A 26,221-nucleotide genomic window follows, 5' to 3' on the forward strand; every position below is an offset into this window, starting at 1 on the left:
GCGGGAAAGGGGATGCGCGCAAAGCGAACCGCCAGACGCGGCGAGGTGTGAATCGTGTCGCCTCCGCGGGCGCGGGAAACGATCCCTCAGACCGAGCCCTTCACGCCCGCGACGAGGTAGTTCGTACTTTCCAGCTCGGGCGCCTTCTCGGGGTAGCCCTGGCCGGCGGCGAGGATCTCCTTGCCGGCATTGTCCTTGAGCGGGCCTTTGATGATCTGGTAGCCGCCCTTCATCATCTCGGCCTTGACCGCGTCCGCGTTCTTTCGCGCCGCATCGCTCACGCCGGGGCCGTAGGGGCTCATCTTGACGTAGCCGTCGGCGAGGCCGCCGCGGACGAAGTTCTCCGGCACCTTCCCGGCCTGCATCGCCTCGACGAAGCCCTTGTAGATCGGCAGCCAGTTCCACTCGGCCCCGGTGAGGTACTTCTGCGGCGCCAGCGGCGACTGGTCGACGTGGTAGCCGCAGACGAAGGCGCCCCGGCGCGCGGCGGTCTCCACCGTCACCTTCGGGCTGTCGACGTGGCAGGTGATGACGTCGGCGCCGCCGTCGATCAGCGCGTTGGTGGCCTCGGCCTCCTTGACCGCGAGCGACCACTCGCCGGTGAAGATCACCTGGCAGGTGATCGAAGGGTCGACGCTCTGCGCACCGAGCAGGAAGGCGTTGATGTTGTTCAGGACCTGCGGGATCGGCTTGGCGGCGACGAAGCCGACCTTCTTCGACTTGGTGGCGTGGCCGGCCACGATCCCGTTGAGATACTGCCCCTGCGCGATGTAGCCGAAGTAGGAGCCGGCGTTCTTCGGGTCCTTGTCGGTCCACAGCCCGCCGCAATGGCGGAACTGGATTTTGGGGTTCTTCTTCGCCTCGGCGACCATGTAGGGGCTGTAATAGCCGAACGAGGTCGGGAGCAGGAGGCTCGCCCCGTCGAGGGCGATCATGCTCTCCATGGTCTTCTCGACGGCGTTGGTCTCGGGGACGCGCTCCTCCTCCGTGACCTCGAGCCCGGGCATGCCCTTCAAGGCCTTGGCGGCGAGAGCGTGGGCCTGGTTGTAGCCGTAATCGTCCTTCGGCCCGACATAGATGAAGCCGGCGGTGAGCGTGCCGGCCGCGCGAGCCCGGGACAGCGGCGCCAGCGCGAGGGCGGCGGCGCCCCCGAGGAGATGCCTGCGCGAAAGCGAATGGTCTGCCGCGTGATCTGCCAAGGCCGCCTGCTCCGTCCCGATTGCGGGGCGAAGTCTAGGCTTGGCCGCAACACCGGCGAAGCCGAGATTTTCGGCATCGCCGCCGTCGCGGCGGCTGAGCGCGACCCGCGATCGGATCGGCCTCGTCGCTCAAAATCAGTCCTGCCGCTGCGACTCTTTTCGGCAAAGGTCGCGGCGGCGTTCGAGGCCGACCTTAGCGGCCGCGATAGGCCCGCGCGTCGCGGGCGTCGCGCAGCGATCCGGTGACGAGGCCGTCGTCGGCGCCGTAGACGTCGCGCCCGTAGCCGCGCGGGGCGTGGCCGGCGGCGTCGAGAGCGTTCGGGACGGCGGCACGGCCTTTGAGGCCGCCGGGCGCGAGGGCGGCCGGGATGCCGGCGGGGGCGGTGAAGCTCTGCGCGAAGGCGGTGGTGGAGAGGGCGAGGCCGAGGGCGGTGCCGAGGATCAGGCGTGCGGTCATGGGAGCCGTCCGAGGTTCGAGTCCGGTCGGCCGCCCACGGCGGCCGATCTTATCGATCCTAGATTTTCACCAGAGCTGCCTTTGGAAAGGGCTGCGAATGCTGAAGTTTTGGTCGTATTTTTCGCCAATACCGCGGGCGGGCGCCTCGCGGTGGGTCGGCGGCAACGAAGATAGCCGAAAAATCCGTTCCCAATCAGGGTCTTAACCGATGATGCAGTGCCGCATGCCCGCAGATTCGGCACTTGGCACGCCTCTTTCCCAGAGCGTGCGGTTCGGCACCCGACGCGCGGAATTCTACCCTCGGGCGATCGTCGCCACGATCTGTCCGTGCGGCTCGTCGGTGGGCAGGAACACCGCGTTGGCGTTCTCCAGGCCGAACGGCGCGAGGTTGATCGGGATGTAATGCTTGTTCGGCATCGCGAAGCCGATCTCGGCGATCTCCGGGATCGCGGCCAGGGCCGCCTCGCCCATCCGGTACATGCTGTCCTGCACGCCGAAGCTGTAGGTGGTGCCGAACACCGCGAGCAGCCGCGCGAGGATTTCGGCGTTGGCGGTGGCGTAGTCGGCCGGCGCCCGCGTCCAGGTCCAGGTCGCGTCCATGGCGGTGGCGGCGATGCGGTCGGTGGTGTCGGGCAGGGTGCGGTAGCCGTCGTCGACGAAGTCGGACCAGCCCGATTGCGTGGTCTTCATGAAGGTGAAGTCGCGCAGGCCCGATTGCAGCACCCTCGCACCGCGGCTTGCCACGAGCCGGACGAATCCGGTGCCGTTGCCGTCGAGCGTGAAGGTGTGGCCGTGCGGCTCGGGCCCGATGGCGTGCCGGAGCCAGCGCGTCTCCTGCCCCTCGATCGTGACCTCCTCGATCTGCGGGTAGGTCTCGAGGAACACGGCGGCGACCGCCTCGACGAAGCCCTCCTTGTCGAGGGACAGGTTCTTGGCCGCGGTGACGTTGACGATGTTCTTGACGCTGTCGGTGGCGACGCAGGCGCGGTTGTCGCCCGCCGTCCAGGCGGCGTCGAAGGCGCCCTTCATCAGCACGGTGAGGGTGAGCTCGCGCGGGGTGTGGTGGTCGCCCGCGCGGGTCAACCGCATGACCCGGACGCGGCCCTTGCCGTAGGTCGAGGCGGTGAGCGGCATGGTGGTCTCCGGTTCGGGTCTGGACGCGTCAGTGCTCGGCGGCGGCGGCCTGGCGCAGGGCGGCGTCGCGGGCGTCGGCGGTGCTGCCGAGCCCGTTGAAGAACAGGTTCAGCGCCACCGCGGCGATCGCGCAGAGCAGGATGCCGGATTCGAGCAGCGGGTGCAGCGCGTGCGGCATCTGCTTGAAGAAGTTCGGCGCCACCAGGGGGATCATCCCGAAGCCGACCGAGACGGCGACGATGAACAGGTTGTTGCGGTTGCGCGCGAAGTCGACCGCGCCGAGGATGCGCGCGCCGGTGGCGCCGACCATGCCGAACATCACGAGGCCGGCGCCGCCGAGCACGCATTGCGGCACCGCCTCGACCAGGGCCGCGAGCTTCGGGATCAACCCGAGCCCGAGCATGATGACGCCGCCGACCACCGCGACGTAGCGGGTGCGCACGCCGGTGACGCCGACGAGGCCGATGTTCTGCGAGAACGACGTGTAGGGGAAGGTGTTGAACACCCCGCCGATCATCGTGCCGAGCCCGTCGGCGCGCAGGCCCTTGGTCAGGCGCGCCTCGTCGACCGGGTCGGCGCAGATCTCGGCGAGCGCCAGGAACATGCCGGTCGACTCGATCATCACCACGACCATGACGATGCACAACGTCACCACCGAGACCGGATCGAAGGTCGGCCACCCGAAGGCGAAGGGCCCCACCACGTCGAACCAGCCGGCGGTCGCCACGTGCGAGAGGTCGGCCAGCCCGAAGGCGCCCGCCACCAGCGTGCCGACGACGATGCCGACCAGTACCGACGCGGAGGCGACGAAGCCGGTGCCGTAGCGGGTGATCGCCAGGATCACGCACAGCACGAAGGCGCTGATGCCGAGGAAGACCGGCGCGCCGTAGTTCGGGTTGCCGACGCCGCCCGCCGCCCAGTTCACGCCCACCCGCATCAGCGAGATGCCGATGACGAGGATGATCGTGCCGGTGACCACCGGCGGGAACAGCGGCAGCAGCCGCCCGACGAGCGGCGCCACCAGGAACGCGAACAGCCCGGCGGCGATCACCGCGCCGTAGATGCCGGTGAGCCCGATCTCGGGGCTCGCGCCCATGGCGATCATCGGCGTCACGGCGGCGAAGGTGACGCCCATCATCACCGGCATGCGGATGCCGACACCGGGCAGGCCCCAGCTCTGCACCAGCGTGGCGAGGCCGCCCGCGAACAGGTCGGCGCTCACCAGCATCGCCACCTGCTCCGGCGCCAGCTTGAGGGCGCGCCCGACGATCAACGGCACGGCGACGGCGCCGGCATACATCACCAGCACGTGCTGGAGGCCCAGCAGCGCGAGCGCCAGGGCGCCGACCCGGGCGACCGGCGCGACGGCGGGCGCGAGCGGCACCGGTCCGCTCGCGGGCAGGACATCCGGGTGGGCGGTGCTCGACATCGGCGAACGCTCCGGGGGCCGCCGGATCGGTCCGGCCGCAGGACTTTTTCCCGCGCAAGCCATGTGCCAGGGCCGAGCCAGCGCCTCTGCGGCCGCCGATCGCACCGCGTGGCCCGTTGCCTGCTACCGTCGGCCCGGAAGACCCGATGCGCGCGAGGCCCGATGACGATCCCCCTGGCCGACCTGAACACGATGCAAGAGGCCGACTTCGTGGCGGCCCTCGGCGGGGTGTTCGAGCACGCATCCTGGGTGGCGCGAGAGGCGGCCGGCGCGCGGCCTTTCGCCAGCGTCGCGGCGTTGCATGCCGCCATGCGCGGCGCCGTGGAGACGGCCTCCGACACGACCCGCCTCGCGCTGCTGGCGGGCCATCCCGAGCTCGCCGGACGGGCCGCGCGGGACGGCACCATGGCCCCCGATTCGGTGGCCGAGCAGGCCGCGGCCGGCCTCGACCGGATGTCGGATGCGGAAGTCGCGCGCTTCGCGGCGCTCAACGCGGCCTACCAGGACAAATTCGGGCTGCCCTTCATCCTGTGCGTCAGGCGGCACGGTCGGGCCTCGCTGCTCTCCGCCTTCGCCGCGCGCCTCGAATCCGACGCCGCGACGGAGCGGCGGACGGCGGAAGCCGAAGTGTTCCGCATCGCCGCGATCCGCCTGAACGCGCTGGTCTCCGGCGACGGACCGCTCAGGACCACGGGCCGGATCTCGACGCACGTGCTCGACACCGTCAGCGGGCGGCCGGCGGAAGGCGTCGCGGTGAGCCTGCACGAGGTGGTGTCGGAGACCGAGACGGCCCTGGTGGCGCGGGCGGTGACGAACGCCGACGGACGCACCGACGCGCCGCTCGTGGCCGGGCGCCCGGTGCCGATCGCGGTCTACGAGCTGCGCTTCGCGCTCGGCGATCACCACCGGCGCCAGGGCCTCGCGCTCGCCGAGCCGCCCTTCCTCGACGTCGTGCCGCTGCGCTTCGGCGTCTCGGACCCGGAGGGGCACTATCACGTGCCGCTGGTGGCGACGCCGTGGAGCTACCAGACCTATCGCGGCAGCTGACGGGTCTACCAAATTCGTCCTCCCGGCTGCGCACCGGCGCGGCCCTCGCGCGTTGACGGCGCAGACAGACGAGGAATTCTCCCATGCTGCGTTCGACCCGCGTCCTGATCCTCTCGCTCTGCCTCGGCTGCGGGCTCGCGGGCGCCGCGTCCGCGCAGTCCGTCGGCGCCCCGGCCGGGCGCGAGGCCGCGACGGCGCCCGGCGGCGCGATCGGTCGGGCCGGGCCGGCCAACCGGATGGAGGCGATCCGCAGCGGCGACGCCTACGGCCGGCGCCGGATGCGCCGCCATCGCCATCGACGCTGAGCCGCCGTCCACTTCCCTTCGACCACGGAGACCCCCGACGATGCGCCGCGTCCTGCTCACCGCCCTGACCCTCGCCGCCTTCAGTGGACCCGCCTTCGCCCAATCGACGGGCGCCCCGGCGGGGAGCGACCCGGCGACGGCGCCGGGCGGCACCGAAGGACTCGCCGGCCCCCGCAACGAAATGAACGCCGTCCGCGACGGCGACGCGGTGCCCGTGCCGCCGCGCACGGGCGGGATCGAGGGCGACACGCCGTCGTCAGGCGAACGGATGCCGCCACCGCCGCGCTATTGAGGCGCGTAACGCCGCCGATGAGGACCGCCGGCCTCAAGGCATGACCCACATCTCCCCCCCCCGGAGAGGGGGGAGGGAAGAGCCGCCGCCTATTGCGGCAGCTTGTCGTCGACGCCCTTCACGTACCAGTTCATGCCCAAAATCATCGTGTCGGGCGCGCTCTCGCCCGCCTTCACGGCCACCGTGCCGTCCTGCTTCGTCACCGGGCCGGCGAAGGGGTGGAGCTTGCCCGATGCGATGTCGGCCTTGGTCGCCTCGGCCATCGCCTTCACGCTGTCGGGCATGTTGGCGAAGGGCGCGAGCACGACCATGCCGTCCTTGATGCCGCCCCAGGTGTCGTGGCTCTTCCAGCTCCCGTCGAGCACCGCCTTGGCCTCGCTGATCACGTAGCCGTCCCAGTCGTCGGTGATGGCGGTCAGCTGCGCCTTCGGGGCGAAGCGGGCCTGGTCGGAGGATTGGCCGAAGGCGAGCTTGCCGGCCTTCTCGGCCTCCTGCAGCGGGGCCGCGGAATCGGTGTGCTGGGTCAGGATGTCGGCCCCTTGCGCCAGCAGGGCCTTGGCCGCCTCCGCCTCCTTGCCCGGATCGAACCAGGTGTTCACCCAGACGATCTTGAGCTTGATGTTCGGGTTCACCGATTGCGCGCCGAGCATGAAGGCGTTGATGCCGCTCACCACCTCGGGGATCGGGAACGAGGCGATGTAGCCGACGGTGCCGGACTTCGAGAGCGTTCCGGCGATCTTCCCGCAGACGTAGCGACCCTCGTAGAAGCGGGCCGAGTAGGTCGAGACGTTGGCGCTGCGCTTGTAGCCGGTGGCGTGCTCGAACTTCACGTTCGGGAACTTCTTGGCGACCTTCAGGGTCGGCTCCATGAAGCCGAACGAGGTGGTGAAAATCAGCTTGGCGCCCGAGCGCGCCAGCTTCTCGATCGAGCGCTCGCTGTCGGCCTCCGGCACGCTCTCGAGATAGGTGGTCTCGACCTTACCGGGCATCGCCGCCTCGAGCGCCTTGCGGCTGAGGTCGTGCTGGTAGGAATAGCCGTAATCGGCCACCGGGCCGACGTAGACGAAGCCGACCTTGAGCTTGTCGTCGGCCTGCGCGGCGGGTGCGAGCAGGAGGGCCGCAAGGATGGCGGCAGTGATCGTCCGCGTGATCGTCCGCATGGTCGTCGGTATCCCCAAGGTCATTACCCCTACGATGGCCCCCGCCTTCAGCGGTGTGGCGTGAATTCGCGGCCCAGGGCGGCGGGCGCCAGCGAGCCGCCCTGGCGCCGCCCGAGGGACAGCAAGACCAGGGCCAGGATCGTCGCGAGGTAGGGCAGCGCCGACAGCGCCTGCCCCGGCAGGCCCAGGCCCGCGGCCTGGGCATGGAGCTGCAGCACCGTCGCGCCGCCGAACAGCAGCGCGCCGGCCGCCACGCGCAAGGGGCGCCACGAGGCGAAGACCACGAGCGCCAGCGCGATCCAGCCGCGCCCGGCGGTCATGCCCGGCGACCAGAACGGCGTGTAGGCCAGCGACAGGTAAGCCCCGGCGAGCCCGGCGCAGGCGCCGCCGAACAGCACGGCCAGCACCCGGACCCGGCGCACCGGCAGCCCGAGCGCGTGCGTCGCGGTGTGGTCGTCGCCGATGGCGCGCAGCACCAGCCCGGCGCGGGTCCGGCCGAGGAACCACCACACCCCGAGCACCAGCAGGATCGCGGCGTAGACGAAGGCGTCCTGCGAGAACAGCAGGTCGCCGACGACCGGCAGGTCGCTCAGGCCCGCCACGTGCAGATGCGGCGCCGGATCGCGCTTCATCCCGACATAGCCGGTGCCGACGAGGCCCGAGAGCCCGAGGCCGAGGATCGTCAGGGCGAGGCCCGACGCCACCTGGTTGGCCGCCAACCCGACCGTGAGCACCGCGAACAGCGCCGACAGCGCGAGCCCGGCGCCGGCCCCGCCGAGGGCGCCGAGAAGCGTCGAGTTCGTCTCGGTGGCCACCGCGAAGCCGGCGGCGGCGCCGAGCACCATCATCCCCTCGGTGCCGAGGTTGAGCACGCCGGAGCGCTCGGCCACCAGCTCGCCGACCGCGGCCAGGATCAGCGGCGTCGCCGCCGTCAGCACGGTGACGAGCACCATCTGGACGATGTCGAGACTCATCGCCGGACTCCTGTTGCCACCGTGCGGGGGTGCGACACGCGTCCCGCTCGGCGCGCCGCCCTCCCCCTGGAGCGGGGGAGGACGATGGCAGACGGCACCGCGCCGTCATTCCGGGGCGCCGCAGGCGAGCCCGGAATGCAGAGCCGCCGACGGTGCCAAGTCCGGCGCGACCTGCGGTTCTGGATCCCGGTCTCCGCTACGCGGCCCCGGGATGACGCGGTGCTGCCGGCGGGTTTCCGAAGGGCACATCGCCCTCTGCGATCGCCCAGCCCGCAGCGGGGGGACGGAAGGCGCAGTGCGGGCACGGGCTTCGAGAGACGGTCCATCACGCGGTCCGCCGCGGACCGCCCGGCACGAGCCGGATGCGGTAGCGGGCGAGCACGTCGGCCCCGAGCACGAAGGCGAGCAGCAGCCCCTGGAACGCGCGGGTGAGGTCGAGCGGCAGCTTCAGGTCGATCTGCGCCGCCTCGCCGCCGATCGTGGTCAGCGCGATCACCCCGGCGGCGACCAGTATGCCCGGCGGCGACAGCCGCCCGAGGAAGGCGACGATGATCGCGGTGAAGCCGTAGCCCGGCGAGATCGTCGGCTGGAGCTGGCCGATCCGGCCCGCGACCTCGACGATGCCGGCGAGCCCCGCCGCCGCGCCGGAGATCGCGAAGGCGGCGAGCGTCAGCCGCGCATCGCTGAAGCCGGCGAACCGCGCGGCCCGCGGCGCCGCGCCGACGACGCGGACCTCGAAGCCGAACAGGGTGCGGGCGAGCACCACGGTCGCGACGACCACGGCCAGCAGCGCGACTAGCACCCCGGCATGCAGCGTGTCGCCCTCCATCAGGTAGGGCAACCGTGCCGCCGGATCGAACGGCACGCTCTGCGGAAAGTTGAAGCCGGCCGGATCGCGCAGGGGGCCGCGGGCCATGTAGTCGAGCAGCAATTCGGCGACGTAGACCAGCATCAGGCTGGTCAGGATCTCCGAGACGCCGAGCCGGACCTTCAGGATCGCCGGGATCATCGCGTAGGCGAGGCCCGCGAGCGTGCCCGCCGCCAGCATCGCCGGCAGGATCCAAAGGGTGAACCCCTCCGCCCCTTGCGTCGCGACGCCGATCCAGCCCCCGGCCAGGCCGCCGACCACGAACTGGCCCTCGGCGCCGATGTTCCATAGGTTCGCCCGGAAGCAGAAGGCGAGCCCGGTGGCGATGAGCGCCAGCGGGGCGGCCTTCAGCGCCACCTCCTGCAGCGACCAGACCTCGCTTAAGGGAGTGACGAAATAGGTCATGAACGCGGCGCCCGGCGCGACGCCGAGCAGCGCCACCGCGACCCCGCCGACGAGCACGGCCCCCGCGAAGGCGATCACCGGCGACAGCGCCGACAGCACGGCCGAGCGCCGGGCGCGCGGGCTCAGATCGAGGCGCATGGCAGGCTCGGGGTGACCGGAAAGAGGCTGGGTCCAGACATCGCCGCCAGGGATTCGGAGTGCACGGTGCGACCCCCCTCGCCCCGCACGCGGGGAGAGGCCCGGCTGCACCGCGTCGTGCGGCCGGGAAGCGCAGGCGAAGCCGAAGCGGCGGTGAGGGGACGGTGCCGGTTGAGGCTCACCCGTCGAAGCCCCCTCACCGTCGGCTGCCGCCTCGCCGCGACGACGACGAGGTCGTCGCGGCCCTCTCTCCGCAGGCGGGGCAAGGGGATGCGCGGCGGCCGGCTCGCATCGACGAGCCAGGCGTCCGAGGATTCTTGCAGGAATTCGGAGTGGGCAGTGCGACCCCCCTCTCCCCGCGGGCGGGGAGAGGCCCGGCTGCACCTTGTCGTGCAGCCGGGAAGCGCAGGCGAAGCCGAAGCGGCGGTGAGGGGGTGGTGCCGGTTGAGGCTTCTCCGTCGAAGCCCCCTCACCGTCGGCTGCCGCCTCGCCGCGACGACGAGGGCGTCGCGGCCCTCTCCCCGCAGGCGGGGCGAGGGGATGCGCGGGTCCCCTCGCCCGTCCGAGAGAGGGCCAGGGTGAGGGGTGCGACCCATCCGGAAAGACCTGAACCCCTCACCCCGACCCTCTCCCGAACGGGAGTGGGGGCCGCGTCGCGCGTCGAACGACTTCGCGGCGACCGCGGATGAGCGAACGGATGCGGCGCTAGACATGCGCGGCCTCCGATCCGCCCATCAGCAGCCCCACCGCCTCGCGGGTGGTCTCGCCGACGGGCACCGGGGCCGAGAGCGTTCCGGCATGCAGCACCGCGACCCGGCTCGCGATCTCGAACAGCTCGTCGAGGTCCTGGCTGATCACCAGGAGCGCGGCGCCGCGGGCGGCGAGGTCGATCAGCGCCTGGCGGATGCGGGCGGCGGCCGAGGCGTCGACGCCCCAGGTCGGCTGGTTGACCACCAGCACGCCGGGCTCCGCCTGGATCTCCCGCCCGACGACGAACTTCTGCAGGTTGCCGCCCGAGAGCGTCCCGGCGGCGGGGTCGGGGCCAGCCTTGCGCACGTCGAAGGCGGCGATCACCGAGGCCGCCAGCGCGCGCGCCGCCCCGCGCCGGAGCAGGCCGAGGCGCGCGAGCGGCGCGGTGGCGTGGCGCGACAGCACCGCGTTCTCCGACAGGCTCATCTCGGGCGCCGCCGCGTGGCCGTTGCGTTCTTCCGGCACGAAGGCCGCGCCGCGGCGCCGCCTGGCGTTGATGCCGAGCCGCCCGACGGCGGCGCCGTCGACGACCACGGTTTCGGGTCGTGCGGCGGTCGTCTCCCCGGAGAGGGCGGCGAAGAACTCCGCCTGCCCGTTGCCGGCGATGCCGGCGACGCCCAGGATCTCGCCGCCGCGGACCGACAGGCGGATGTCGCGCAACGCCGTCCCGTGCAGACCCGGCGCCGGCAGGGACAACCCGTCGAGGACGAGGCGCTCGGGGCCCGGCGCCGTGCCGGCGCGGCCGGTGACCGCGCCGACCTGCGCCCCGACCATCAGGGCGGCGAGCGAGCGGGCGCTCTCGCCTTGCGGGTCGCAGGCGCCGACGACCTTCCCGTGGCGCAGGATGGTGGCGCGGGCGCAGAGCCGGCGCACCTCGTCGAGGCGGTGCGAGATGTAGAGCAGCGCCCGGCCCTCGTCGCGCAGCCGCTCCAGCACGGAGAACAGCAGCTCGGCCTCGCCCGGCGTCAGCACCGAGGTCGGTTCGTCGAGGATGACGAGGCGCGGGTCCTGCAGCAGGCAGCGCACGATCTCGATGCGCTGGCGCTCGCCGGCCGAGAGCGACCAGACCGGCCGGCCGGGATCGAGATGCAACCCGTAGGTGGCGCCGAGCGCCGCGATCCGCTCGGCCAGCGCCTTGCCCGACAGGCCCTTGGGCATCACCAGCGCGATGTTCTCGGCCACCGTCAGGTTCTCGCACAGCGAGAAGTGCTGGAACACCATGCCGATCCCGATGGCGCGGGCCGCCTCGGGGCTCGCCAGCCGCACGATGTCGCCCCGGTGGGTGACGACGCCCTCGGTCGGCTCCAGCAGCCCGTAGAGGATCTTCATCAGGGTCGACTTGCCGGCGCCGTTCTCGCCGAGCAGCGCGTGGATCTCGCCGGCCCGGATCTCGAGGTCGACGCCGTCGTTGGCGGTGAAGTCGCCGAAGCGCTTGACGACGCCGTAGGCCCCGTAGAGCGGCGCGGTGCCGATGCCTGTGTTGGTGCTGGTGGTTGTGCCGGTGTTTGTGGTTGTGCCGCTGTTTATGCTTGTGCTTGTGCCGATGCTGGTGGTCGTGCCGGTGTCGGTGCTCGTACCGATGCCGACGCCGGTCCCGGCGGCGTTCGACGGCACGCCCGCCATCAGGCGTCGCCGAGGAGGCTGAGGGCGAGCCGGCCGTGCTCCTCGCGGAGCTTCCTCGTGTCCATGCCGACGGGGTGGCCGTCGACCACCCGCCACGACCCCGCGACCATCACCCGGTCGGCGCGGTGCGCCCCGCAGAGGACCAGCGCGGCCAGGGGATCGTGCGCGCCGGAGAAGCGCAACTCGTCCAGGGTGAACAGCGCCAGGTCCGCCTCGCGGCCCGGCGCGATCCGGCCGATGTCGTCGCGCCCGAGGCAGCGGGCCGAGCCCTCGGTGGCCCAGCGCAGGGCGTCGAGATGCGTCACCCGCTCGGCGCCATAGGTGAGGCGGTTGATCATCAGGGCGTGGCGCACGCCCTCCATCAGGTTGGAGCTGTCGTTCGAGGCCGAGCCGTCGACGCCGAGGCCCACCGGCGAGCCCGCCGCCTCCAGCTCGCAGGTGCGGCACTGGCCAGACGCCAGGGTCATGTTCGAGGTCGGGCAGTGGCACACGCCGACGCCGGCCTTGCCGAGACGCCGGACCTCGTCGTCGTTGAAGTGGATGCCGTGCGCGAGCCAGGCCCGCGGGCTCATCCAGCCGACCTCCTCGAGGTAGTCGACCGGGCGCTGGCCGAACATCTCGAGGCAGTAGGCGTCCTCGTCCAGCGTCTCGCCGAGATGGGTGTGGAGCTGGCAATCGTAGCGGTCGGCGAGGCCCGCGCTCTCGCGCATCAGCCGCTTGGTGACGTTGAAGGGCGAGCACGGCGCCAGCCCGATCCGCACCATCGCGCCGGGCTTGGGGTCGTGGAACAGGTTCAGCACCCGCTCGCTGTCGGCGAGGATGGTGTCGTCGTCCTGCGTCAGGCACTCGGGCGGCAGGCCGCCGTCCTTCACCGACAGGCTCATCGAGCCGCGGGTGACGAAGGCGCGGATGCCCAGGGCCTGCGCCTCGTCGACCTGCACGTCGACGGAATCCTCCAGGCCCTTCGGGTAGAGGTAGTGGTGGTCCCCCGCCGTGGTGCAGCCGGAGAGCAGGAGCTCGGTGTAGGCGAGCCGCGTGGCGAGGCGGAACGCGTCGGGGGTGATCTTGTCCCAGACCGTGTAGAGCGCCTTCAGCCACGGAAACAGCGGCTTGTTGATCGCCAGCGGGTGGGCCCGCGTCAGCGTCTGGAAGAAATGGTGGTGGGTGTTGATCAACCCCGGGATCACCACATGCCGCGCCGCGTCGAAAGTCTCGTCCACCGGCGCGGCCGGCCTGGCGCCGGCCGCCACGCACTCGACGACGCGGGTGCCCTCGACCACGACGCCCCCGGCCGCCCCCTCCGCGAGGATCGCCAGCGGATCGCGGACCCACAGGCGCCGGAGCTTCGCGTCGGATCCCGTCATGCCGTCTCCCATTCCGTTGCGGTCGCTCGACCGACGATCCAGCCGCGATCAGAAGATGTGGAATGCGACGCCGGCGAGGAAGCTCTTCTCTTCCGTTCCCTTGAACGTCGCCGTCTCGACGTTGCCGAACTTGTTCAGCCAGTACTGGAAGCCGATGAAGGCATCGACCTTGTTGGGCTGGTCGTAGATGAGCTTGCCAACGTCGAGCACCAGGTTGGTGCGCGAGAGGAATTCGAGGCCGCGCTTCGGGTTGAAGGCGAAGTCGGCGGTGTTCTGAACGCCGCGGCCCTTGGGCAGAACGATGTTGTTGAAGCCGGTGAGGCTCAACGGCAGGTTGGTGAAGCCGAGGGGGAAATTGTAGACCAGCTCGAATTCCGGCACGACGTCGAAGCTCTGGTCGCGGTCGGGCTGCAGGTTGAAGCCGTTGCGGTTCCACTCCTTGTAGGCATGGACCGACAGGTTGAGGAAGCCGGCCGGCACGTCGAACGAGAAGTTGAGGCCGCCGACCACGTCGCGCTTCTTCGAGCCGAACGCGTCGTTCTGCGAGTTGGCGTCGAACCCGAAGGCGAGGGACACGTCCTTCACGATGCCGGGCAGCGTGAACGCCTTGGAGTTCGTGATCGCGTTGAGGCTCAGCGTGCCGCGATACAGGCCGTAGGCTTCGGTGTTGCCGTAGTCGGCGAAGAACGGCGCGCCGACGCTGCCGGGCGGGTTCGTGGTGCCGGCCGGGAACTGCGAGCCCGACTTCAGGATGTCGAGCGAGAAGAAGTTCGTGCCGTAGGCCCAGGCGTCGGCATGCGAGATGTTGTAGATCTGCTTGGGCGCCTCGCGGCTGCGGAAGCTCCCGTCGGCCTTCTGGATCTGCACGCCCGGCGACACGGTCGGGAACTGGTAGCGATAGCTGAACTGCGTGTCGGCGAAGAGGAAGAACGGCGCCTCCTTGGCGGGTGCCTCCACCGCGGCCTTCTTCGCGTCGAGGTCGGCCGCCGCGCCGGCCTGGACAAATCCGAGCGACAGGGCCGCTGCAACGAGGGTTCGAGCGATCATGGCTGCCGTCTCCGTGCCGAAAATCCGTCGAGCAGGCAGCAACCGATATGCCAGCGCGTGCCAACCGGGGCAGACGCGCCGGCCGAGTCATAATTCGGCAACAGATTCGCCGGCCTACCTGTGGCGCCCGCTCTCGCGGGTGTCGTGACGGCTTGGCCGGGAGCCAAGGCGGGACGGCCGCGACCGCGGCCCCGACGGGACCGCGCCCGCCACGTTCCGTGGTCGTCGCCCATCGCGGCGGCAGCGCCCGCACACTATTGAAGCAGCGCCGGACAATCTTTGTGGATGCGTTTCCCGCCGTCGGACGACATCGTCGGGGTCGCGCGCCGCCGAGTCGGCCGCACGACGGGAGACCCTTCGCCATGGTGACCGTGGACGCCGAGCCGGCACCGCTGGCGATCGACCTTGCGACGACGGCGCTGGTCATCATCGACATGCAGCGCGACTTCCTGGAGCCCGGCGGGTTCGGCGAAAGCCTCGGCAACGACGTCTCGCTGCTGGCCGTCGCCGTGCCGCCGGCACAGGCGCTGCTCGCGGCGGCACGGCAGGCCGGACTCCTCGTGGTCCACACCCGCGAGGGGCACCGTCCCGACCTGTCGGACGCGCCAGCTGCCAAGATCGAGCGCGGCGCGCCCTCGGCCCGCATCGGCGCGCCCGGGCCGATGGGCCGCATCCTGATCCGTGGCGAACCCGGACATGACATCGTCGCCGCCCTCGCGCCCCTGCCGGGCGAGCCCGTGATCGACAAGCCGGGCAAGGGCGCGTTCTACGCCACCGACCTCGCGGAGATCCTGACTGCGCGCGCCATCGCCACGCTGATCGTCTGCGGCGTCACCACCGAGGTCTGCGTCCACACCACGGTGCGCGAGGCCAACGACCGCGGCTACCGCTGCCTTGTGGTGTCGGATGCCTGCGGCTCGTATATTCCGGCCTTCCACGCGGCAGGCCTCGCGATGATCGTGGCGCAGGGCGGCATCTTCGGATGGGTCTCGGATTCGGGCCGCGTCGTCGCCGCGCTGGCCGCGGGCGCCCCCTGAACGATCGGCATCGACCCCCGGCCAAGCTTGGCCCGGTTATTGCCCCGCCGGCGCGATCGGCAATCAGGAGTTCGTCGCATGCGTACAGTCTTGGCAAGCAGCTTGGTTCTCGCACTGCTGACGACGGCAGGTCTCGCCCAATCCTACACCGCGCCTGCGCCGACGGACGTGCCGTCGAGCGGCACGAAGAGCCTGAACAAGGCGGACCGCAAGATCGCCTGCACCCAGGAAGCCGACCGCCGGAACCTGCGCGGCCTGCGCCGGCAGCAATATCGCGCCGCCTGCCGCAACCGCCCGATCCCGCGGGGCTGAGCAGCCACGCCTTGCCGAAGCGGCGGCCGGGTTTTATCCGCGGCGGGCCGCGACCCCGGTCACGCCCGCAGCGAGTGGCCCCGTGGACGCCCCGACCCGCTACGCGCTCTACGTGACGCCCGAACCCGGCTCAGCGCTGGCCGCCTTCGGCGACGCGATCCTGGGCGACACGCCCCCGCCGGACTGGGATCCGGCCGACCGCGCAGCGCTCGCCGCCGTCACCGCGGCGCCGCGGGTCTACGGCTTCCACGCGACGCTGAAGGCCCCGATGCGCCTCGCCCCCGGCCGAAGCGAGGACGACCTGGTCGCGGCCTGCACCGACCTGGTGCAGGCCCGTTCTCTCCTGCCGATCGGGCCGCTCGCGGTCGTCCTGCTGGGGGACTTCGTCGCCCTGGTGCCCACCGCGCCGCCGCCGGAACTTGGCCTGTTCGCAGCCGAATGCGTCGCCGCCCACGACCCGTTCCGGGCGCCTCTGACCCCGACCGAGCGGGCGCGGCGCCGCCCCAAGGACCTCGACCCGCGCCGCCGTGCGCTCTTCGATCGCTGGGGCTATGCGCACGTCTTCGAGGCGTTCCGTTTCCACATGACCCTGACCGGCCGCCTCGCGGACGACGCCCGCGAGGCCTGGCGCGCCCGCTTGGCGGCAAGCTGCCCGCCGCTCTCCCTGACGATCGACGCGATCACGCTGCTGCGCCAGCACGGCGCGGCGCCGTTCCGCATCGTGCGGCGGTTTCCGTTCGAACTGTAGACGGGCGCCGAGACACGGCCACGCGCCTACGGACGCGTGAGGCAGGTCTCCCGGCGCGTCGCTTGCGGCGGGCGGGACGCATGCTCATCGTCGAGGATCTGATGCACCGCTACGGATTGCGGCTTCCGGCGAACCGCTTCGCGATGCCGTCGAACGTCGGCTCCCGCTGATCGGCAGGAAGGTGCGGAGCGGCCCGGTACGTTCTTCCCTCCCCCCTCTGCGCGGGAGGGAAACGCGTGTGCGGTGTACCGCCGCCTTACAGGAAGCGCCGGGGATCGAACGGCGCCAGCGGGATCTCCGGGGCCTCTCCGCCGACGAGCTGCGCGACGAGGCGCCCGGTGCGTGCCGAGCCGACGAGGCCGACATGCCCGTGGCCGAAGGCGTAGACCACGTCCGCGGTCCGCCGGGCGCGGCCGATACAGGGCCGCCCGTCCGGCATGCTCGGGCGATGGCCGAGCCACATCCGGATGCGCTTGGCCGGCACGGTCTCGGGCAGGTCCGGGAACATGCTGGTCAGGTGGTCGCGCAGGATCTCGGCGCGCTTCCAGTTCGGTGCCGCGTCGAGCCCGGCGAACTCGACCTGCCCCGCCGCGCGTAGGCCGCCCGCCATGGCGTTGACCACCATCTTGGCGTCCGAGGCCATCACCGGGGTGCGCGGCCCGGCCTCGGCGTCGGCGATCATCACGTGGTAGCCGCGCTCGCTCTCCAGCGGCAGCCGGTCGCCGAGGGATGCGGTTAGCGCGCCCGACCGGGCGCCAGCGGCGACCACCGCCCGGTCGCACGGGATCGCGCCGGCTTCGGTCTCAACGGCCACGAGCCGGCCCTCGTCGAGGCGGAACCCAGTGGCGCGGGTGCGGGCGTGGGTGGCGCCGCGGGCACGCGCGAGGTCGGCAAGCCCCGCGACGTAGCTGCCCGGATCGCGGCAATGGCCCGCCTCCTCGACCATGACTCCGAAGGTGTAGCGGCGGTGCAGGGTCGGCTCGCGCTGGCGCAGCTCGTCGGCCGAAAGCTCGAGCCACCGCACGCCGACCGCATGGCGGATCGCCCAGGCGGCCGCGTCGGCCGCAAAGGCGGCGCGGTCGGGGTAGACGTGGAGCAGGCCGCGCCGCTCGATCAGGTGGCCGAGGCCGGCCTCCTCGGCGAGGCCGGCATGGAGGCGCGGCGCGTCCACGAGCAGAGTGCGCAACGCCCGCGCCGTGTCCGCGATCTGGCGTCCGCTCCGCGCCGCCCAGATGTAGCGCACCAGCCAGGGCAGCACCCGCGGCAGGTAGCGCCAGCGGATCGCCAGCGGTCCGAGCGGGTCGGCGAGGTAGGACGGGACGCGCTTCCAGATGCCAGGCTCCGCCGGCGGGATCACCGAGTGCGACGAGAGCCAGCCGGCGTTGCCGTAGCTCGACGCCTGCTCCCCGCCGGGCTCGCCCGGATCGACCACCGTGACCCGGTGGCCGGCGCGCAGGCATTCGAGCGCGCTCACGCTCCCGACCGCGCCGGCACCGATGATCACCACGTGGCGGGCCGAGGGTGCCGTCATCCGTCCGGTCTCCTGTCTCAGGCGCTCGCAGCCCGCGCCGAGGGTCCGTAGCGAGCGCGGGGCGCCGCAGGCAATGCCGCCGGGCGACGGGATTCGTTCCCGGGACACGAAGACCGACGTCTATGCCATGTTCGAGCGAACGCTCGACAACGGCCACCCCCCCGACGATCAGGCGACGCCGCTCGCGGAGGGCTAGGTCCTGTTCTACCAAGTGCTGATCCCGGAGACATGCACAAGGCGGCGGCGACGCGGATCGTGGACGTAGCGGGTTTTCGCGCGGCGGTGAAATAAACAGGCGCGATATCAGCGGAGACGGCGGAGCGATGGCGGACCGAGTCGAAATCCTCGAAAACGCGCATCTTGTCCTGCCCGATCGGGTGGTCGCCGGCTGGCTCGCGATGGCCGGCGGACGCATCGCCGAGTTCGGCGAGGGCCGGGCACCCGGGCGCGGCGTCGATCTCTCCGGCGACCACCTCGTCCCCGGCCTGGTCGAGTTGCACACCGATCACCTGGAAAGCCACTACGCGCCGCGCCCCCGCGTGCGCTGGCACCAGCTGGGCGCCGTGCTCGCCTACGATGCGCAGATCGCGGCGTCCGGCATCACCACCGTGTTCGATTCGCTGCGCGCCGGCACCGACCCGGACGGCGGCGGCCTCGGCTCCGAGTTCGACACCCTGGCGCAGGCCATCGCCGACGCCCGCGCCGCCGGCCTGTTCCGGGCCGAGCACCTGACGCCCCTACGCTGCGAGATTCCTTCCGCCGATGTGATCGACACCGTGCGCGATTTCGTCGCCCGCCACCCCGTCGGCCTGATCTCGCTGATGGACCACACGCCGGGCCAGCGGCAGTTCCGCGACATGGCGAAGTACGACCAGTATGCCGGACGCGGCGGCCGGCCGATCGAGGCGATCCGGGCCGGCACCGCGGGCAAGATCCGCGACGGCGCCGCCCGGAACGCCCGGAACCGCCCGATCCTTCTGGCGCTGGCGCGCGCGCACGGCATTCCGCTGGCGAGCCACGACGACACGACGCTCGCCGACGTGGCGATGTCGAAGGCCGAGTCGGTGGCGCTCGCCGAGTTCCCGACCACCCGCGCGGCGGCCGAGGCCTCGCACGCGGCCGGCATCACTGTGATGATGGGGGCGCCCAACCTGATCCGCGGCGGCTCCCATTCCGGCAACGTGGCGGCGCAGGAACTGGCCGAGGCCGGCCTACTCGGCATCCTGTCCTCCGACTACGTGCCGGCGAGCCTGCTGATGGCGGCGTTCCAGCTGCCCGGGCGCGTGCCCGGCATCGACCTGGCCGCCGCCATCGCCACGGTGACGGCCAACCCGGCCCGCGCCACCGGCCTCGACGACCGCGGCCGGATCGCCCCGGGCCTGCGCGCCGACCTCGTCCGCATGCGGATGGCGCAAGGGGTGCCCGTCGTCCGCGAGGTCTGGCGCGCCGGCACACGGGTTATGTGATGGCAGAGCGTCCGATCGGCGGCTTCGTCCTCGTGGTCGGCCCGAGCGGGGCCGGCAAGGATACGGTGATCGCCGCCGCCCGCGCGCGGCTGGCCGGCGACCCGCCCTTCGTGTTCCCGCGCCGCCTCGTGACCCGGCCGCCCTCCGCCCACGAGGACAACGCCGAGATCGCCGAAGCAGATTTTTCGCGTGCCGCCGCGGCCGGCGCGTTCCCCCTGCATTGGCGCGTCCACGGCCTCGGCTACGCGATCCCGCCCGATGCGCTGGAAGAAGCCGCGCGCGGGCGCATTGTGGTGTGCAACATCTCGCGCCGGGTGATCGAGGCGGCGCGCCGCATGCTCCCCGGCGTCCACGTCGTCGCGATCACGGCAGCCCCTGAGACCCTGGCCGCACGGCTCGCCGCCCGCGACCGCCCCGAGGACGGCGATCTCGGCGCGCGGCTGGCACGCGCGGTGCCGGCGGAGGCCGACGCCACCGTCGTCAACGACAGCGAGCGCAGCATCGCGACGGCCAACTTCGTCGCGATCCTTCTCGATCGCGCCGGACGGCGCTGACCGATGGCTGCGAACGCGCGCAGGCTTACGGCACGACCGCCGTGTACGTCTTTCCAGGCGGAGGCAACCAAGGCGGCGATCGGCCTGTTGTTCGGGCCACCGACCGAATTGGGCAGAAAGCCAAAGCCATGTCGAACCGTCTCCCGCTTACCGCCGGCCTGATCGCAGCGGGCCTCCTCGCAACCCCGCTCGGCCTGACGGCAGCCTTGGCCCAGGCGCCCGCCGCGAATGCCCAGTCCGAAATGAAGGAGTTCCAGATCGCTAAGACCAGCAAGGTCGGCCTCGCCCAGGCGCTGACTACGGCCGAGGCCCAAGGCGAGAAAGGCCGCGCGATCGACGCGGACTTCGAGAAGGCGGACGGCAAGAACCCGACCCATTACAGCATCAAGGTCGTCTACCCGGACGGCAAGCTCGTCGAGTACGGTATCGATGCCGAGACCGGCGCGCTCTACAAGACCGAGAACCAGCCGATCGAGCGGTACTTCACCCGGCTCAAGCCCGCCGACTTCCAGAACGCCACCACCTCGCTGAAGGACGCCCTCGCCATCGCCGAGCGCAAGGCCGGCGGCGGCAAGGCCTACGAGGCGGAGGTCGAGCGCGAGGGCAAGTCGGTGCAGTACGAGATCAAGGTGGCGCTGGCCGACCACGAGCAGACCGTGAAGGTCGGCCCGGACGGCAAGGTCGTCGGCGACTGATCGAACGGGTGTGCGACGCGGCATCGATCGGGTGCCGCGTCGCCCCGTCGATCGTGGTACGGGGTCCGCCGGAAACGGAGTCGGGACCCCGAAGTGCGAGCCCTGTTGCCATGAACCCGACTGCCGTCGCCGTCATGCTGGCCATCGCCACCGGCGCGATTTCGCTGTTCCTGTTCGCCCTCGTCGAGGGCTATCCGCTGCTGCTGGCGAGCATGGTCGCCGTCTTCGTCGCGATGTTCGTGCGCTGGGGCTGAAGCGCCCCGTCGACGCAGCGGACGACTCCGAAAGCCGTCGATCCACGCGGGCTGTGGGTGCGGCGCGGGCCGCGACAGGGCGGAGCTTCACAAGGCTGTCACGCTGCTATTAGACTAAGCCCCAATGGAGAGGGCCTTTTCGTCATTTCGCGAAGGGCTGGGATCGACCGGGTTGGCATCCGGACCCCGCCGCGAGCCGGATGTATCCGCCCCAGCCGGTCGCCGATCGCGCCCGGCAAGCCACGCGTTTTCCATGCGCCCGGCCGAGACGGCGCCGCCCGCCGGGCCCCGCCTTCGACGCAGCGGCACACGATCTCCCCATCACCCCCTCGACCTTGTCCTCGGGACGGCGCGCAAACCCGAACTCGCGCGTTGTCCCGTATGGCTTTCGTTCGAAGAGTCGCGCCGATGATGGATCTCCAGACCCTCGTCCTCAACGCGGATTACAGGCCGCTCTCCTACAACCCGCTGTCGTTGTGGAACTGGAAGGACGCCTTCACCGCCCTGTTCCTCGACCGCGTGACCCTGGTCGCGAGCTACGACGTCGAGGCGCGCAGCCCGAGCCGGGCGCTTCGGGTGCCGAGCGTGGTGGCCCTGAAGAATTACGTGACACTGGCCCGCAGCCCGGCCTTCACCCGCTACAACATCTACCTGCGCGACAGCTTCTCCTGCCAATATTGCGGCCTGCGCCTGCCTTCGGGCGGCCTGACCTTCGACCACGTCAACCCGCGCTCCCGCGGCGGGCTCTCCACCTGGGAGAACGTCGTCGCGGCCTGCAGCCCGTGCAACCTGCGCAAGGCCAACCGCACACCCTACGAGGCGGAGATGCCGCTGCTCACCGAGCCGCGCCGCCCGACCCGCTACGAGCTGCACCACCGACAACCCGAATTCGACCACCGCGACTACCACCACACCTGGCTCGACTACCTGTACTGGGACAGCGAGCTGGAGAGCTGAGCGGCCGCGAGTTGGCTTCCGATTTGGGAATTCCCCGTCTCGGGGTGTCGCCTTGATGACCGAGAGTTCGGGATCATCAATCCCGATGGTGGGCGGTGAGGGACTCGAACCCCCGACCCTCTCCGTGTAAATCAGATGGTTGGAGAGATAGTTGCGCAGTCGGGCGCTTATTATTTGCCCGTGGCGCTTGTCGCCCCTCGCATTTTCGCTGATACCCTCTCCGTCGAACGCGGCGGCCACGAGGGCGCGCGTACTGGCTGCTTACAATACGCTTACCAGCATGCGCCTCACAAACCAGTCGGCGGCAGCCCTGAGGGTGCCGGAAGGCAAGCTCTACGTGCTGGCCTTCGACGACGACCTGCCGGGCTTCGGCATCCGGGCCAACGCCGGCGGGTCGCGGATCTGGATCGTCCAGTACCGGAATGCCCTGGGCCAGTCGAAGCGGGAGAGCTTGGGCCGGGTCGGCGTCCTTTCGGCGACCGATGCTCGCCGAGCCGCCGCTGAGAAGCTGGCGCGGGTTCGGCTTGGCGGTGATCCTGGCGCCGAGCGTGAGCAGGCTCGGAAGCGGGCCGCCGTCACCGTCGGGTCGAAGGTTGACGCCTACCTCGAGGGGCTCGGTGATCGGATCCGAGCGACAGGCTTGCGCGAGTCGACCCGCTACATGCGGCTGTCGTGGGCGCCACTGCATCGAGTTCCCGTCGCCGAGGTGACGCGCGCCATGGTGGCCGAGCGGCTCAACGTGATCGCAAAGACGTCGGGGCCCTACGCCGCGAACCGGGCGCGCACCACGCTCTCGGCCTTCTACGGGTGGCTGATCGAGGAAGGCCTGGCCGACGCGAACCCGGTGGTCGGCACGCGGAAGCCGATCCAGGATGAGAAGCGCCAGAGGGTGCTCAAGCCGGACGAGATCCGCGCCGTGCTCGCCGCGCTGCCGGCGGGCGACTTCGGCCGCGTGGTGCGCCTGCTGCTGCTCACCGGCCAGCGCCGGGACGAGGTGGCGGACATGACCTGGGCAGAGGTCGATCTGGCCGGGGCCCTATGGAGCATGCCGGGCGGCCGGACGAAGAACGGGCTGGCGCATGACGTGCCCTTGTCCGCGCCGGCGCTGGCCGTCCTCGCCGAAGCGCCGCGGATCGAGGGCCGAGATCTCGTGTTCGGGTCCGGTGCCGGCGGCTTCCAGGGATTCACGCGGGCGAAGGCCGCTCTCGACAAAGCCTGCGGCGTGACAGGGTGGCGGCTTCACGATCTCCGCCGGACGGTCGCCACTGGTATGGGCAACCTCGGGGTTCTACCGCATGTGGTTGAGGCGGTGCTGAACCACATCTCGGGGACGAAGGCCGGTGTCGCCGGCGTCTACAATTACGCGCTCTACAACCCGGAGAAGCGGGCGGCCCTAGACCTGTGGGGCCGCCACGTATCGACTTTCCATCCAGCGATCGAGCTCGCCGCGCCGGACCCCAAAGCACCGCTCGCTGATCTGTAGCAGCGGAGGGCCTTTCCCGCGCCGGCACATCTGGCGCAGCGTCGTCGACGACACGCCCAACTCCTTGGCGACGTCCGGCATGCGGACGACGAAGCGAGATGGATCAGCGGCCTGCATCGTTACCTCCTTCGTCGGCGTTCTCCCGTCCCCGTGCGGGCGGGGTGGTGTTAGATTGCGCCATTAGGTTGCGAACGGCGCTATCCTCGACGCTGGCCCATCGCAGCTTGTTGATCAGGTCAAGGTCGTCCCAATCGCCGCTGGCACTGCCGAACATCGCGCCATGCGCCAGCCAGAGCGTTTCGCCTGGTGGCCGAACGCCTTCCGCCGGTCTGCCCGCCTCCGCCTCTGACCGATCCGTTCTGGTGGAGCGAAGGGCGGCGAGTTCGAAGGACTTCGCGATCAGACCAGCAGCCTGGGAAACCCCGTGGAGCGTTGAGGCGGACCCGGACTGCGGTTCGACGTAGACGTATTGCCGGATCAGCGCCTCGATCTCGGCGGGCGCCACCTGCCTCGGGCTATCCATGATCTGCCTCCGCGGCGATAAGGGCGGTCAGGAGAGCGGCACAGATGGCGAGAGGCGTTGTTGCGGCATCGCCTGACGCGAAATCATCCTTGCCGTGAAAGACGCATGCTCCCCCGCCCAGCTTTTCGCGGTAGCCGTCTGAGCAAGCGTGCCAGTGCCAGCCGGGGAGCGCCCGGCCAACGAGCGCCACCGCGGCGTCGATGCTGGCGGTGAGCGCGGGCGTCGCCTTCGCCATTTTGCTGCCTGGCATGCACATTCCCAGGTGCTCAGCCGGTGTGCCTGCCCATGGCGCGACGCCGAGCGCATGGCACAGGTAGCGATCCAGGATCGGGTCCGGCCCGGTCGCCGCCTTCACCCGCGCCAGCAGCCCTCGCAGCACTTCCACATCATTCGCCAACGTCTGCCCCTTTCGTGCTGGTAAGAGCGCGGGCGGCTCGGATGTCGGCCTCGCCCTGCTTGAGGATCGCGCTGTAGGCGTCGTCCCCGAGTTCCATGCCGAGCGCTTCGGCTGCGGCTATGCAGAGATCGGCGGCATCCATTTGCGGGCTGTCGCAGTCCTCTAGCCACATCACGCCCTCGCCCGCGGTCCTATCCACGAACGGCAGGAGCAGGCGGAGCGCGGCGGCCAGCCGGTCGCGTTCGGCCTCCGCGGCCTCACGCTCGGCAACCAGCGTCTCAACCGGCGGCAGGCATTCCTTCACCGCGGCGTTCACCTCGCCGAGCTTGGCGTCGATGCGATCCGCCCGTGCCTCCGCCTCCTCGCGTGCGGTGCGCTCGGCGGTGATGGCGGCGAGGAGCGGGGTAATCGGGCCGGCGATCAGGATGTCCGCCATTTCGCCGGACAGCTTGCCGGCCATGTGCGCCGCATCAAGGGTCCTCGTGATCGTCTCCCGCAGGGCGCTCTCTGCCTCGGCAGTCGTGTCCTCCGCTGGGGAGCGTTGGGGCTTGGGGGCGTTCATGGGTTAGGCTCCGCGAAAGCACGAGCGAGCGCCACTTCGGCGGCCCACGACGACGCGCCCCTCTTCGGTTGGACGACCTGGGGGCCTCTGCGGTCCACCTTCGGGGTCGTGTGGACGTTCCCGAGACCGCAGCCGGCGGCACGGTGAAGTGCGGCCACGGCCCGGTCGCCCGCAGCGAACAGGGCTGTGCCGTTCGATGGCGAGACGCCCGCCGTCCCGTCCGGCCGAAGGAACCTGATCTTGCGGGTGAACAGGGCGGCGTCGGCTTTCGCCCACGCGGACCAGAACCAGGGCGCAGACGTGCGGTCCGGCGTCAGGGCGATGCCGTCCCCGTGTGCGAAGAACCTATCAAGCCACGGCTCGATGCCATTTCGGCCGCCGAACGGCGGGTTCATCCAGACGAAGCCGTGCCAGTCCTCGACCAGTCCGTCAGCAACTGTAATCTCTGCTGCCGGCACATGGTGCCCGCCCATGCGGGCTGGTGCCACATCAAGATCAAACCGGCAGCCAAGCGCCTCAAAGACGGCTGGCGGCGTATACCACTCGTCAGAGCGGCCAGGCGTGTCCCAGTAGCCCATCACGCTCCCCCTCCCGTCGCATCGTCCGCTGGATTGGGGCGGGGTTTGATCGTGGGTGGGGCGCCGAACAGGTCGCCCGTCGCCTTGCAGTGGTACACAGGGCGCGGCGCGTGCTTGTCGCTGAACGCGGTGCAGCAGGGCTGGCCGTCGGCGCCGTAGATCCACTCGGGCGGGTAGTTCTCGTCGCCGAGATCGCAGGCCCAGGCGCGCAACTGGATCAGGCAGCCGTTGCCATCCGGCAGGGTCTGACGACGGCAACCCGAGCACCAGACGTTCTCGAAGACATCGCCTTCGGTCCCGTTGCTCGGGCGGTACGGCTCTCCGGTTCGACCCACGAAGAAGCGCGCCGCCTCGTCTGGAAAGATCGCCCGGCTCAGCCTCACCGGCTTCTCGTTCTGTCTGGCGGTCATGCGGACGGCCCTCTGTCGTCGTGCGACTGATCCGCCTGAAGGCGCCCGGCCAGATACGAGTAGGCTCCGCCAGCGCTCGGCAGCGTTACAGCGCGGGTGGCGGCGCTCCGGTTGGCGTGCTTGTGGAGCCCAGCGAACAGCTTCTGCGTCCGGGCCGATCGATTCCCGAGACGGTGGCAATCCTTGACGCTCATCATGCGGATGGCCTCCGGTTGGGCTTGCGGGATTGAAGCTTCTGGCCAGCCGGGAATGAGCGCTTCGGCCAGGCCTTCTTCGGCGGCCCCGGGCGGCGGGGCTCGGGCGCCCAGGGCGCAACGGCGGGATCGTCGGGCGCGACATCGCCTCTCTCGACTCGGGCTCGGACGAGCTGCCGGGTCTTGCGCATCTCACCCACGTGGCCTGCCTCCTGAAAAGTGGTCCTCCCTGAGGTATGGCTTCAAGCCATGTGGAGGATATTTTCATGGGACGGAAGAAGCATACGGCTGAAGAGATCGTCGCCAAGCTGCGTCAGGTCGATGTCTT

Annotated in this window: 28 protein-coding genes; 12 read left to right on the forward strand and 16 right to left on the reverse strand. The window is 70.8% G+C overall.

What is annotated here, in order from left to right:
- Positions 1-86: 86 nt before the first annotated feature.
- From FV234_RS16340 to FV234_RS16355, 4 genes are all read right to left on the reverse strand, one after another.
- The gene (locus FV234_RS16340) at positions 87-1,199 is read right to left on the reverse strand and encodes a BMP family ABC transporter substrate-binding protein (protein ID WP_147763520.1); all 1,113 of its coding nucleotides are present in this window, start codon (positions 1,197-1,199) and stop codon (positions 87-89) included.
- 193 nt (positions 1,200-1,392) lie between these two features.
- Positions 1,393-1,656 carry a hypothetical protein gene (locus FV234_RS16345; RefSeq protein WP_187273705.1) on the reverse strand — a complete coding sequence of 88 codons (264 nt, stop codon included), beginning with the start codon at positions 1,654-1,656 and terminating at the stop codon, positions 1,393-1,395.
- 294 nt (positions 1,657-1,950) lie between these two features.
- Entirely contained in the window at positions 1,951-2,790 is an 840-nt protein-coding gene (gene pucL / locus FV234_RS16350) for a factor-independent urate hydroxylase (protein WP_147763519.1), read from the reverse strand.
- Between the two features lie 28 nt (positions 2,791-2,818).
- On the reverse strand, positions 2,819-4,219 hold the full coding sequence (locus tag FV234_RS16355; RefSeq protein ID WP_147830397.1) for a nucleobase:cation symporter-2 family protein: 1,401 nt from the start codon (positions 4,217-4,219) through the stop codon (positions 2,819-2,821).
- 162 nt (positions 4,220-4,381) lie between these two features.
- Between FV234_RS16355 and uraD the strand changes: the two genes are divergently transcribed.
- From uraD to FV234_RS16370, 3 genes are all read left to right on the forward strand, one after another.
- Positions 4,382-5,266: a 2-oxo-4-hydroxy-4-carboxy-5-ureidoimidazoline decarboxylase gene (gene uraD, locus FV234_RS16360; RefSeq protein WP_147763517.1), complete on the forward strand. Its 885-nt coding sequence runs from the start codon at positions 4,382-4,384 to the stop codon at positions 5,264-5,266.
- Between the two features lie 83 nt (positions 5,267-5,349).
- Positions 5,350-5,571: a hypothetical protein gene (locus FV234_RS16365; RefSeq protein ID WP_147763516.1), complete on the forward strand. Its 222-nt coding sequence runs from the start codon at positions 5,350-5,352 to the stop codon at positions 5,569-5,571.
- Between the two features lie 40 nt (positions 5,572-5,611).
- Positions 5,612-5,863: a hypothetical protein gene (locus FV234_RS16370; RefSeq protein ID WP_147763515.1), complete on the forward strand. Its 252-nt coding sequence runs from the start codon at positions 5,612-5,614 to the stop codon at positions 5,861-5,863.
- Positions 5,864-5,952: 89 nt separating this feature from the next.
- On the opposite strand, the gene FV234_RS16375 is transcribed toward FV234_RS16370, so the two are convergent.
- The 6 genes from FV234_RS16375 to FV234_RS16410 all read right to left on the reverse strand — a co-directional run bounded on the left by FV234_RS16375 (position 5,953) and on the right by FV234_RS16410 (position 14,192).
- Positions 5,953-7,023, reverse strand: a complete 1,071-nt coding sequence (locus FV234_RS16375) for a BMP family ABC transporter substrate-binding protein (protein WP_147763514.1) — start codon at positions 7,021-7,023, stop codon at positions 5,953-5,955.
- A gap of 47 nt (positions 7,024-7,070) precedes the next feature.
- Complete coding sequence (locus tag FV234_RS16380; protein WP_147815570.1) at positions 7,071-7,997, reverse strand: ABC transporter permease; 927 nt, start codon at positions 7,995-7,997, stop codon at positions 7,071-7,073.
- 325 nt (positions 7,998-8,322) lie between these two features.
- Positions 8,323-9,408, reverse strand: coding sequence for an ABC transporter permease (locus tag FV234_RS16385; RefSeq protein ID WP_147763512.1), 1,086 nt, complete (start codon positions 9,406-9,408; stop codon positions 8,323-8,325).
- Positions 9,409-10,113: 705 nt separating this feature from the next.
- On the reverse strand, positions 10,114-11,781 hold the full coding sequence (locus FV234_RS16395) for an ABC transporter ATP-binding protein (RefSeq protein WP_187273706.1): 1,668 nt from the start codon (positions 11,779-11,781) through the stop codon (positions 10,114-10,116).
- A complete protein-coding gene (locus FV234_RS16405; protein ID WP_147763510.1) occupies positions 11,781-13,145 on the reverse strand; it encodes an 8-oxoguanine deaminase in 1,365 nt (454 codons plus the stop codon). Before FV234_RS16405 ends, FV234_RS16395 begins: the two co-directional genes overlap by 1 nt.
- 48 nt (positions 13,146-13,193) lie before the next feature.
- Positions 13,194-14,192 (reverse strand): hypothetical protein, encoded by a 999-nt coding sequence (locus tag FV234_RS16410; protein WP_147763509.1) that lies wholly within the window; start codon positions 14,190-14,192, stop codon positions 13,194-13,196.
- Between the two features lie 362 nt (positions 14,193-14,554).
- On the opposite strand from FV234_RS16410, the gene FV234_RS16415 reads away from it, so the two are divergent.
- The 3 genes from FV234_RS16415 to FV234_RS16425 all read left to right on the forward strand — a co-directional run bounded on the left by FV234_RS16415 (position 14,555) and on the right by FV234_RS16425 (position 16,289).
- The gene (locus FV234_RS16415) at positions 14,555-15,229 is read left to right on the forward strand and encodes an isochorismatase family cysteine hydrolase (protein ID WP_147763508.1); all 675 of its coding nucleotides are present in this window, start codon (positions 14,555-14,557) and stop codon (positions 15,227-15,229) included.
- Between the two features lie 78 nt (positions 15,230-15,307).
- Positions 15,308-15,541 carry a hypothetical protein gene (locus FV234_RS16420; RefSeq protein WP_147752645.1) on the forward strand — a complete coding sequence of 78 codons (234 nt, stop codon included), beginning with the start codon at positions 15,308-15,310 and terminating at the stop codon, positions 15,539-15,541.
- Positions 15,542-15,623: 82 nt separating this feature from the next.
- Positions 15,624-16,289: a DUF1045 domain-containing protein gene (locus FV234_RS16425; protein WP_147830399.1), complete on the forward strand. Its 666-nt coding sequence runs from the start codon at positions 15,624-15,626 to the stop codon at positions 16,287-16,289.
- A gap of 256 nt (positions 16,290-16,545) precedes the next feature.
- Here FV234_RS16425 and FV234_RS16430 read toward each other — a convergent pair whose 3' ends face one another.
- A complete protein-coding gene (locus FV234_RS16430) occupies positions 16,546-17,820 on the reverse strand; it encodes an FAD-dependent oxidoreductase (protein WP_147830401.1) in 1,275 nt (424 codons plus the stop codon).
- 323 nt (positions 17,821-18,143) lie between these two features.
- Between FV234_RS16430 and FV234_RS16435 the strand changes: the two genes are divergently transcribed.
- The 6 genes from FV234_RS16435 to FV234_RS16455 all read left to right on the forward strand — a co-directional run bounded on the left by FV234_RS16435 (position 18,144) and on the right by FV234_RS16455 (position 23,229).
- Positions 18,144-19,286 carry an alpha-D-ribose 1-methylphosphonate 5-triphosphate diphosphatase gene (locus FV234_RS16435; protein WP_147830403.1) on the forward strand — a complete coding sequence of 381 codons (1,143 nt, stop codon included), beginning with the start codon at positions 18,144-18,146 and terminating at the stop codon, positions 19,284-19,286.
- Positions 19,286-19,840 (forward strand): phosphonate metabolism protein/1,5-bisphosphokinase (PRPP-forming) PhnN, encoded by a 555-nt coding sequence (phnN, locus tag FV234_RS16440; protein WP_147763504.1) that lies wholly within the window; start codon positions 19,286-19,288, stop codon positions 19,838-19,840. Before FV234_RS16435 ends, phnN begins: the two co-directional genes overlap by 1 nt.
- A 128-nt stretch (positions 19,841-19,968) precedes the next feature.
- Entirely contained in the window at positions 19,969-20,535 is a 567-nt protein-coding gene (locus FV234_RS16445) for a PepSY domain-containing protein (RefSeq protein WP_147763503.1), read from the forward strand.
- A gap of 110 nt (positions 20,536-20,645) precedes the next feature.
- Positions 20,646-20,789, forward strand: coding sequence for a hypothetical protein (locus tag FV234_RS26250; protein WP_187273707.1), 144 nt, complete (start codon positions 20,646-20,648; stop codon positions 20,787-20,789).
- 408 nt (positions 20,790-21,197) lie between these two features.
- Complete coding sequence (locus FV234_RS16450; protein WP_147763502.1) at positions 21,198-21,746, forward strand: HNH endonuclease; 549 nt, start codon at positions 21,198-21,200, stop codon at positions 21,744-21,746.
- 337 nt (positions 21,747-22,083) lie between these two features.
- Positions 22,084-23,229: a site-specific integrase gene (locus tag FV234_RS16455; protein ID WP_246686216.1), complete on the forward strand. Its 1,146-nt coding sequence runs from the start codon at positions 22,084-22,086 to the stop codon at positions 23,227-23,229.
- Positions 23,230-23,332: 103 nt separating this feature from the next.
- Here FV234_RS16455 and FV234_RS16465 read toward each other — a convergent pair whose 3' ends face one another.
- The 5 genes from FV234_RS16465 to FV234_RS16485 are packed head-to-tail and all read right to left on the reverse strand — an operon-like array spanning position 23,333 to position 25,699.
- Positions 23,333-23,752 carry a hypothetical protein gene (locus FV234_RS16465; protein WP_147830407.1) on the reverse strand — a complete coding sequence of 140 codons (420 nt, stop codon included), beginning with the start codon at positions 23,750-23,752 and terminating at the stop codon, positions 23,333-23,335.
- A complete protein-coding gene (locus FV234_RS16470) occupies positions 23,745-24,149 on the reverse strand; it encodes a hypothetical protein (RefSeq protein WP_147830409.1) in 405 nt (134 codons plus the stop codon). Before FV234_RS16470 ends, FV234_RS16465 begins: the two co-directional genes overlap by 8 nt.
- Positions 24,139-24,711 carry a hypothetical protein gene (locus FV234_RS16475; protein ID WP_147830411.1) on the reverse strand — a complete coding sequence of 191 codons (573 nt, stop codon included), beginning with the start codon at positions 24,709-24,711 and terminating at the stop codon, positions 24,139-24,141. Before FV234_RS16475 ends, FV234_RS16470 begins: the two co-directional genes overlap by 11 nt.
- A complete protein-coding gene (locus FV234_RS16480; protein ID WP_210250917.1) occupies positions 24,708-25,289 on the reverse strand; it encodes a DNA N-6-adenine-methyltransferase in 582 nt (193 codons plus the stop codon). Before FV234_RS16480 ends, FV234_RS16475 begins: the two co-directional genes overlap by 4 nt.
- Positions 25,289-25,699, reverse strand: a complete 411-nt coding sequence (locus FV234_RS16485) for a hypothetical protein (protein ID WP_147830415.1) — start codon at positions 25,697-25,699, stop codon at positions 25,289-25,291. Before FV234_RS16485 ends, FV234_RS16480 begins: the two co-directional genes overlap by 1 nt.
- Positions 25,700-26,221 lie beyond the last annotated feature (522 nt).

Source organism: Methylobacterium sp. WL8, assembly GCF_008040045.1.
Taxonomy (GTDB): Bacteria; Pseudomonadota; Alphaproteobacteria; order Rhizobiales; family Beijerinckiaceae; genus Methylobacterium; species Methylobacterium cerastii.

What these genes read in the sequence shown, in the direction of transcription:
- FV234_RS16450 (WP_147763502.1), top strand. Translation starts at nt 21,198, where the DNA reads ATGATGGATCTCCAGACCCTCGTCCTCAACGCGGATTACAGGCCGCTC.
- phnN (WP_147763504.1), top strand. Translation starts at nt 19,286, where the DNA reads ATGGCAGAGCGTCCGATCGGCGGCTTCGTCCTCGTGGTCGGCCCGAGC.
- FV234_RS16430 (WP_147830401.1), bottom strand. Translation starts at nt 17,820, where the DNA reads ATGACGGCACCCTCGGCCCGCCACGTGGTGATCATCGGTGCCGGCGCG.
- FV234_RS16370 (WP_147763515.1), top strand. Translation starts at nt 5,612, where the DNA reads ATGCGCCGCGTCCTGCTCACCGCCCTGACCCTCGCCGCCTTCAGTGGA.
- FV234_RS16385 (WP_147763512.1), bottom strand. Translation starts at nt 9,408, where the DNA reads ATGCGCCTCGATCTGAGCCCGCGCGCCCGGCGCTCGGCCGTGCTGTCG.
- FV234_RS16465 (WP_147830407.1), bottom strand. Translation starts at nt 23,752, where the DNA reads ATGGATAGCCCGAGGCAGGTGGCGCCCGCCGAGATCGAGGCGCTGATC.
- FV234_RS16475 (WP_147830411.1), bottom strand. Translation starts at nt 24,711, where the DNA reads ATGAACGCCCCCAAGCCCCAACGCTCCCCAGCGGAGGACACGACTGCC.
- FV234_RS16365 (WP_147763516.1), top strand. Translation starts at nt 5,350, where the DNA reads ATGCTGCGTTCGACCCGCGTCCTGATCCTCTCGCTCTGCCTCGGCTGC.
- pucL (WP_147763519.1), bottom strand. Translation starts at nt 2,790, where the DNA reads ATGCCGCTCACCGCCTCGACCTACGGCAAGGGCCGCGTCCGGGTCATG.
- FV234_RS16445 (WP_147763503.1), top strand. Translation starts at nt 19,969, where the DNA reads ATGTCGAACCGTCTCCCGCTTACCGCCGGCCTGATCGCAGCGGGCCTC.
- FV234_RS16355 (WP_147830397.1), bottom strand. Translation starts at nt 4,219, where the DNA reads ATGTCGAGCACCGCCCACCCGGATGTCCTGCCCGCGAGCGGACCGGTG.
- FV234_RS16380 (WP_147815570.1), bottom strand. Translation starts at nt 7,997, where the DNA reads ATGAGTCTCGACATCGTCCAGATGGTGCTCGTCACCGTGCTGACGGCG.
- FV234_RS16345 (WP_187273705.1), bottom strand. Translation starts at nt 1,656, where the DNA reads ATGACCGCACGCCTGATCCTCGGCACCGCCCTCGGCCTCGCCCTCTCC.
- FV234_RS16420 (WP_147752645.1), top strand. Translation starts at nt 15,308, where the DNA reads ATGCGTACAGTCTTGGCAAGCAGCTTGGTTCTCGCACTGCTGACGACG.
- uraD (WP_147763517.1), top strand. Translation starts at nt 4,382, where the DNA reads ATGACGATCCCCCTGGCCGACCTGAACACGATGCAAGAGGCCGACTTC.
- FV234_RS16410 (WP_147763509.1), bottom strand. Translation starts at nt 14,192, where the DNA reads ATGATCGCTCGAACCCTCGTTGCAGCGGCCCTGTCGCTCGGATTTGTC.
- FV234_RS26250 (WP_187273707.1), top strand. Translation starts at nt 20,646, where the DNA reads ATGAACCCGACTGCCGTCGCCGTCATGCTGGCCATCGCCACCGGCGCG.
- FV234_RS16415 (WP_147763508.1), top strand. Translation starts at nt 14,555, where the DNA reads ATGGTGACCGTGGACGCCGAGCCGGCACCGCTGGCGATCGACCTTGCG.
- FV234_RS16485 (WP_147830415.1), bottom strand. Translation starts at nt 25,699, where the DNA reads ATGACCGCCAGACAGAACGAGAAGCCGGTGAGGCTGAGCCGGGCGATC.
- FV234_RS16405 (WP_147763510.1), bottom strand. Translation starts at nt 13,145, where the DNA reads ATGACGGGATCCGACGCGAAGCTCCGGCGCCTGTGGGTCCGCGATCCG.
- FV234_RS16375 (WP_147763514.1), bottom strand. Translation starts at nt 7,023, where the DNA reads ATGCGGACGATCACGCGGACGATCACTGCCGCCATCCTTGCGGCCCTC.
- FV234_RS16395 (WP_187273706.1), bottom strand. Translation starts at nt 11,781, where the DNA reads ATGGCGGGCGTGCCGTCGAACGCCGCCGGGACCGGCGTCGGCATCGGT.
- FV234_RS16480 (WP_210250917.1), bottom strand. Translation starts at nt 25,289, where the DNA reads ATGGGCTACTGGGACACGCCTGGCCGCTCTGACGAGTGGTATACGCCG.
- FV234_RS16435 (WP_147830403.1), top strand. Translation starts at nt 18,144, where the DNA reads ATGGCGGACCGAGTCGAAATCCTCGAAAACGCGCATCTTGTCCTGCCC.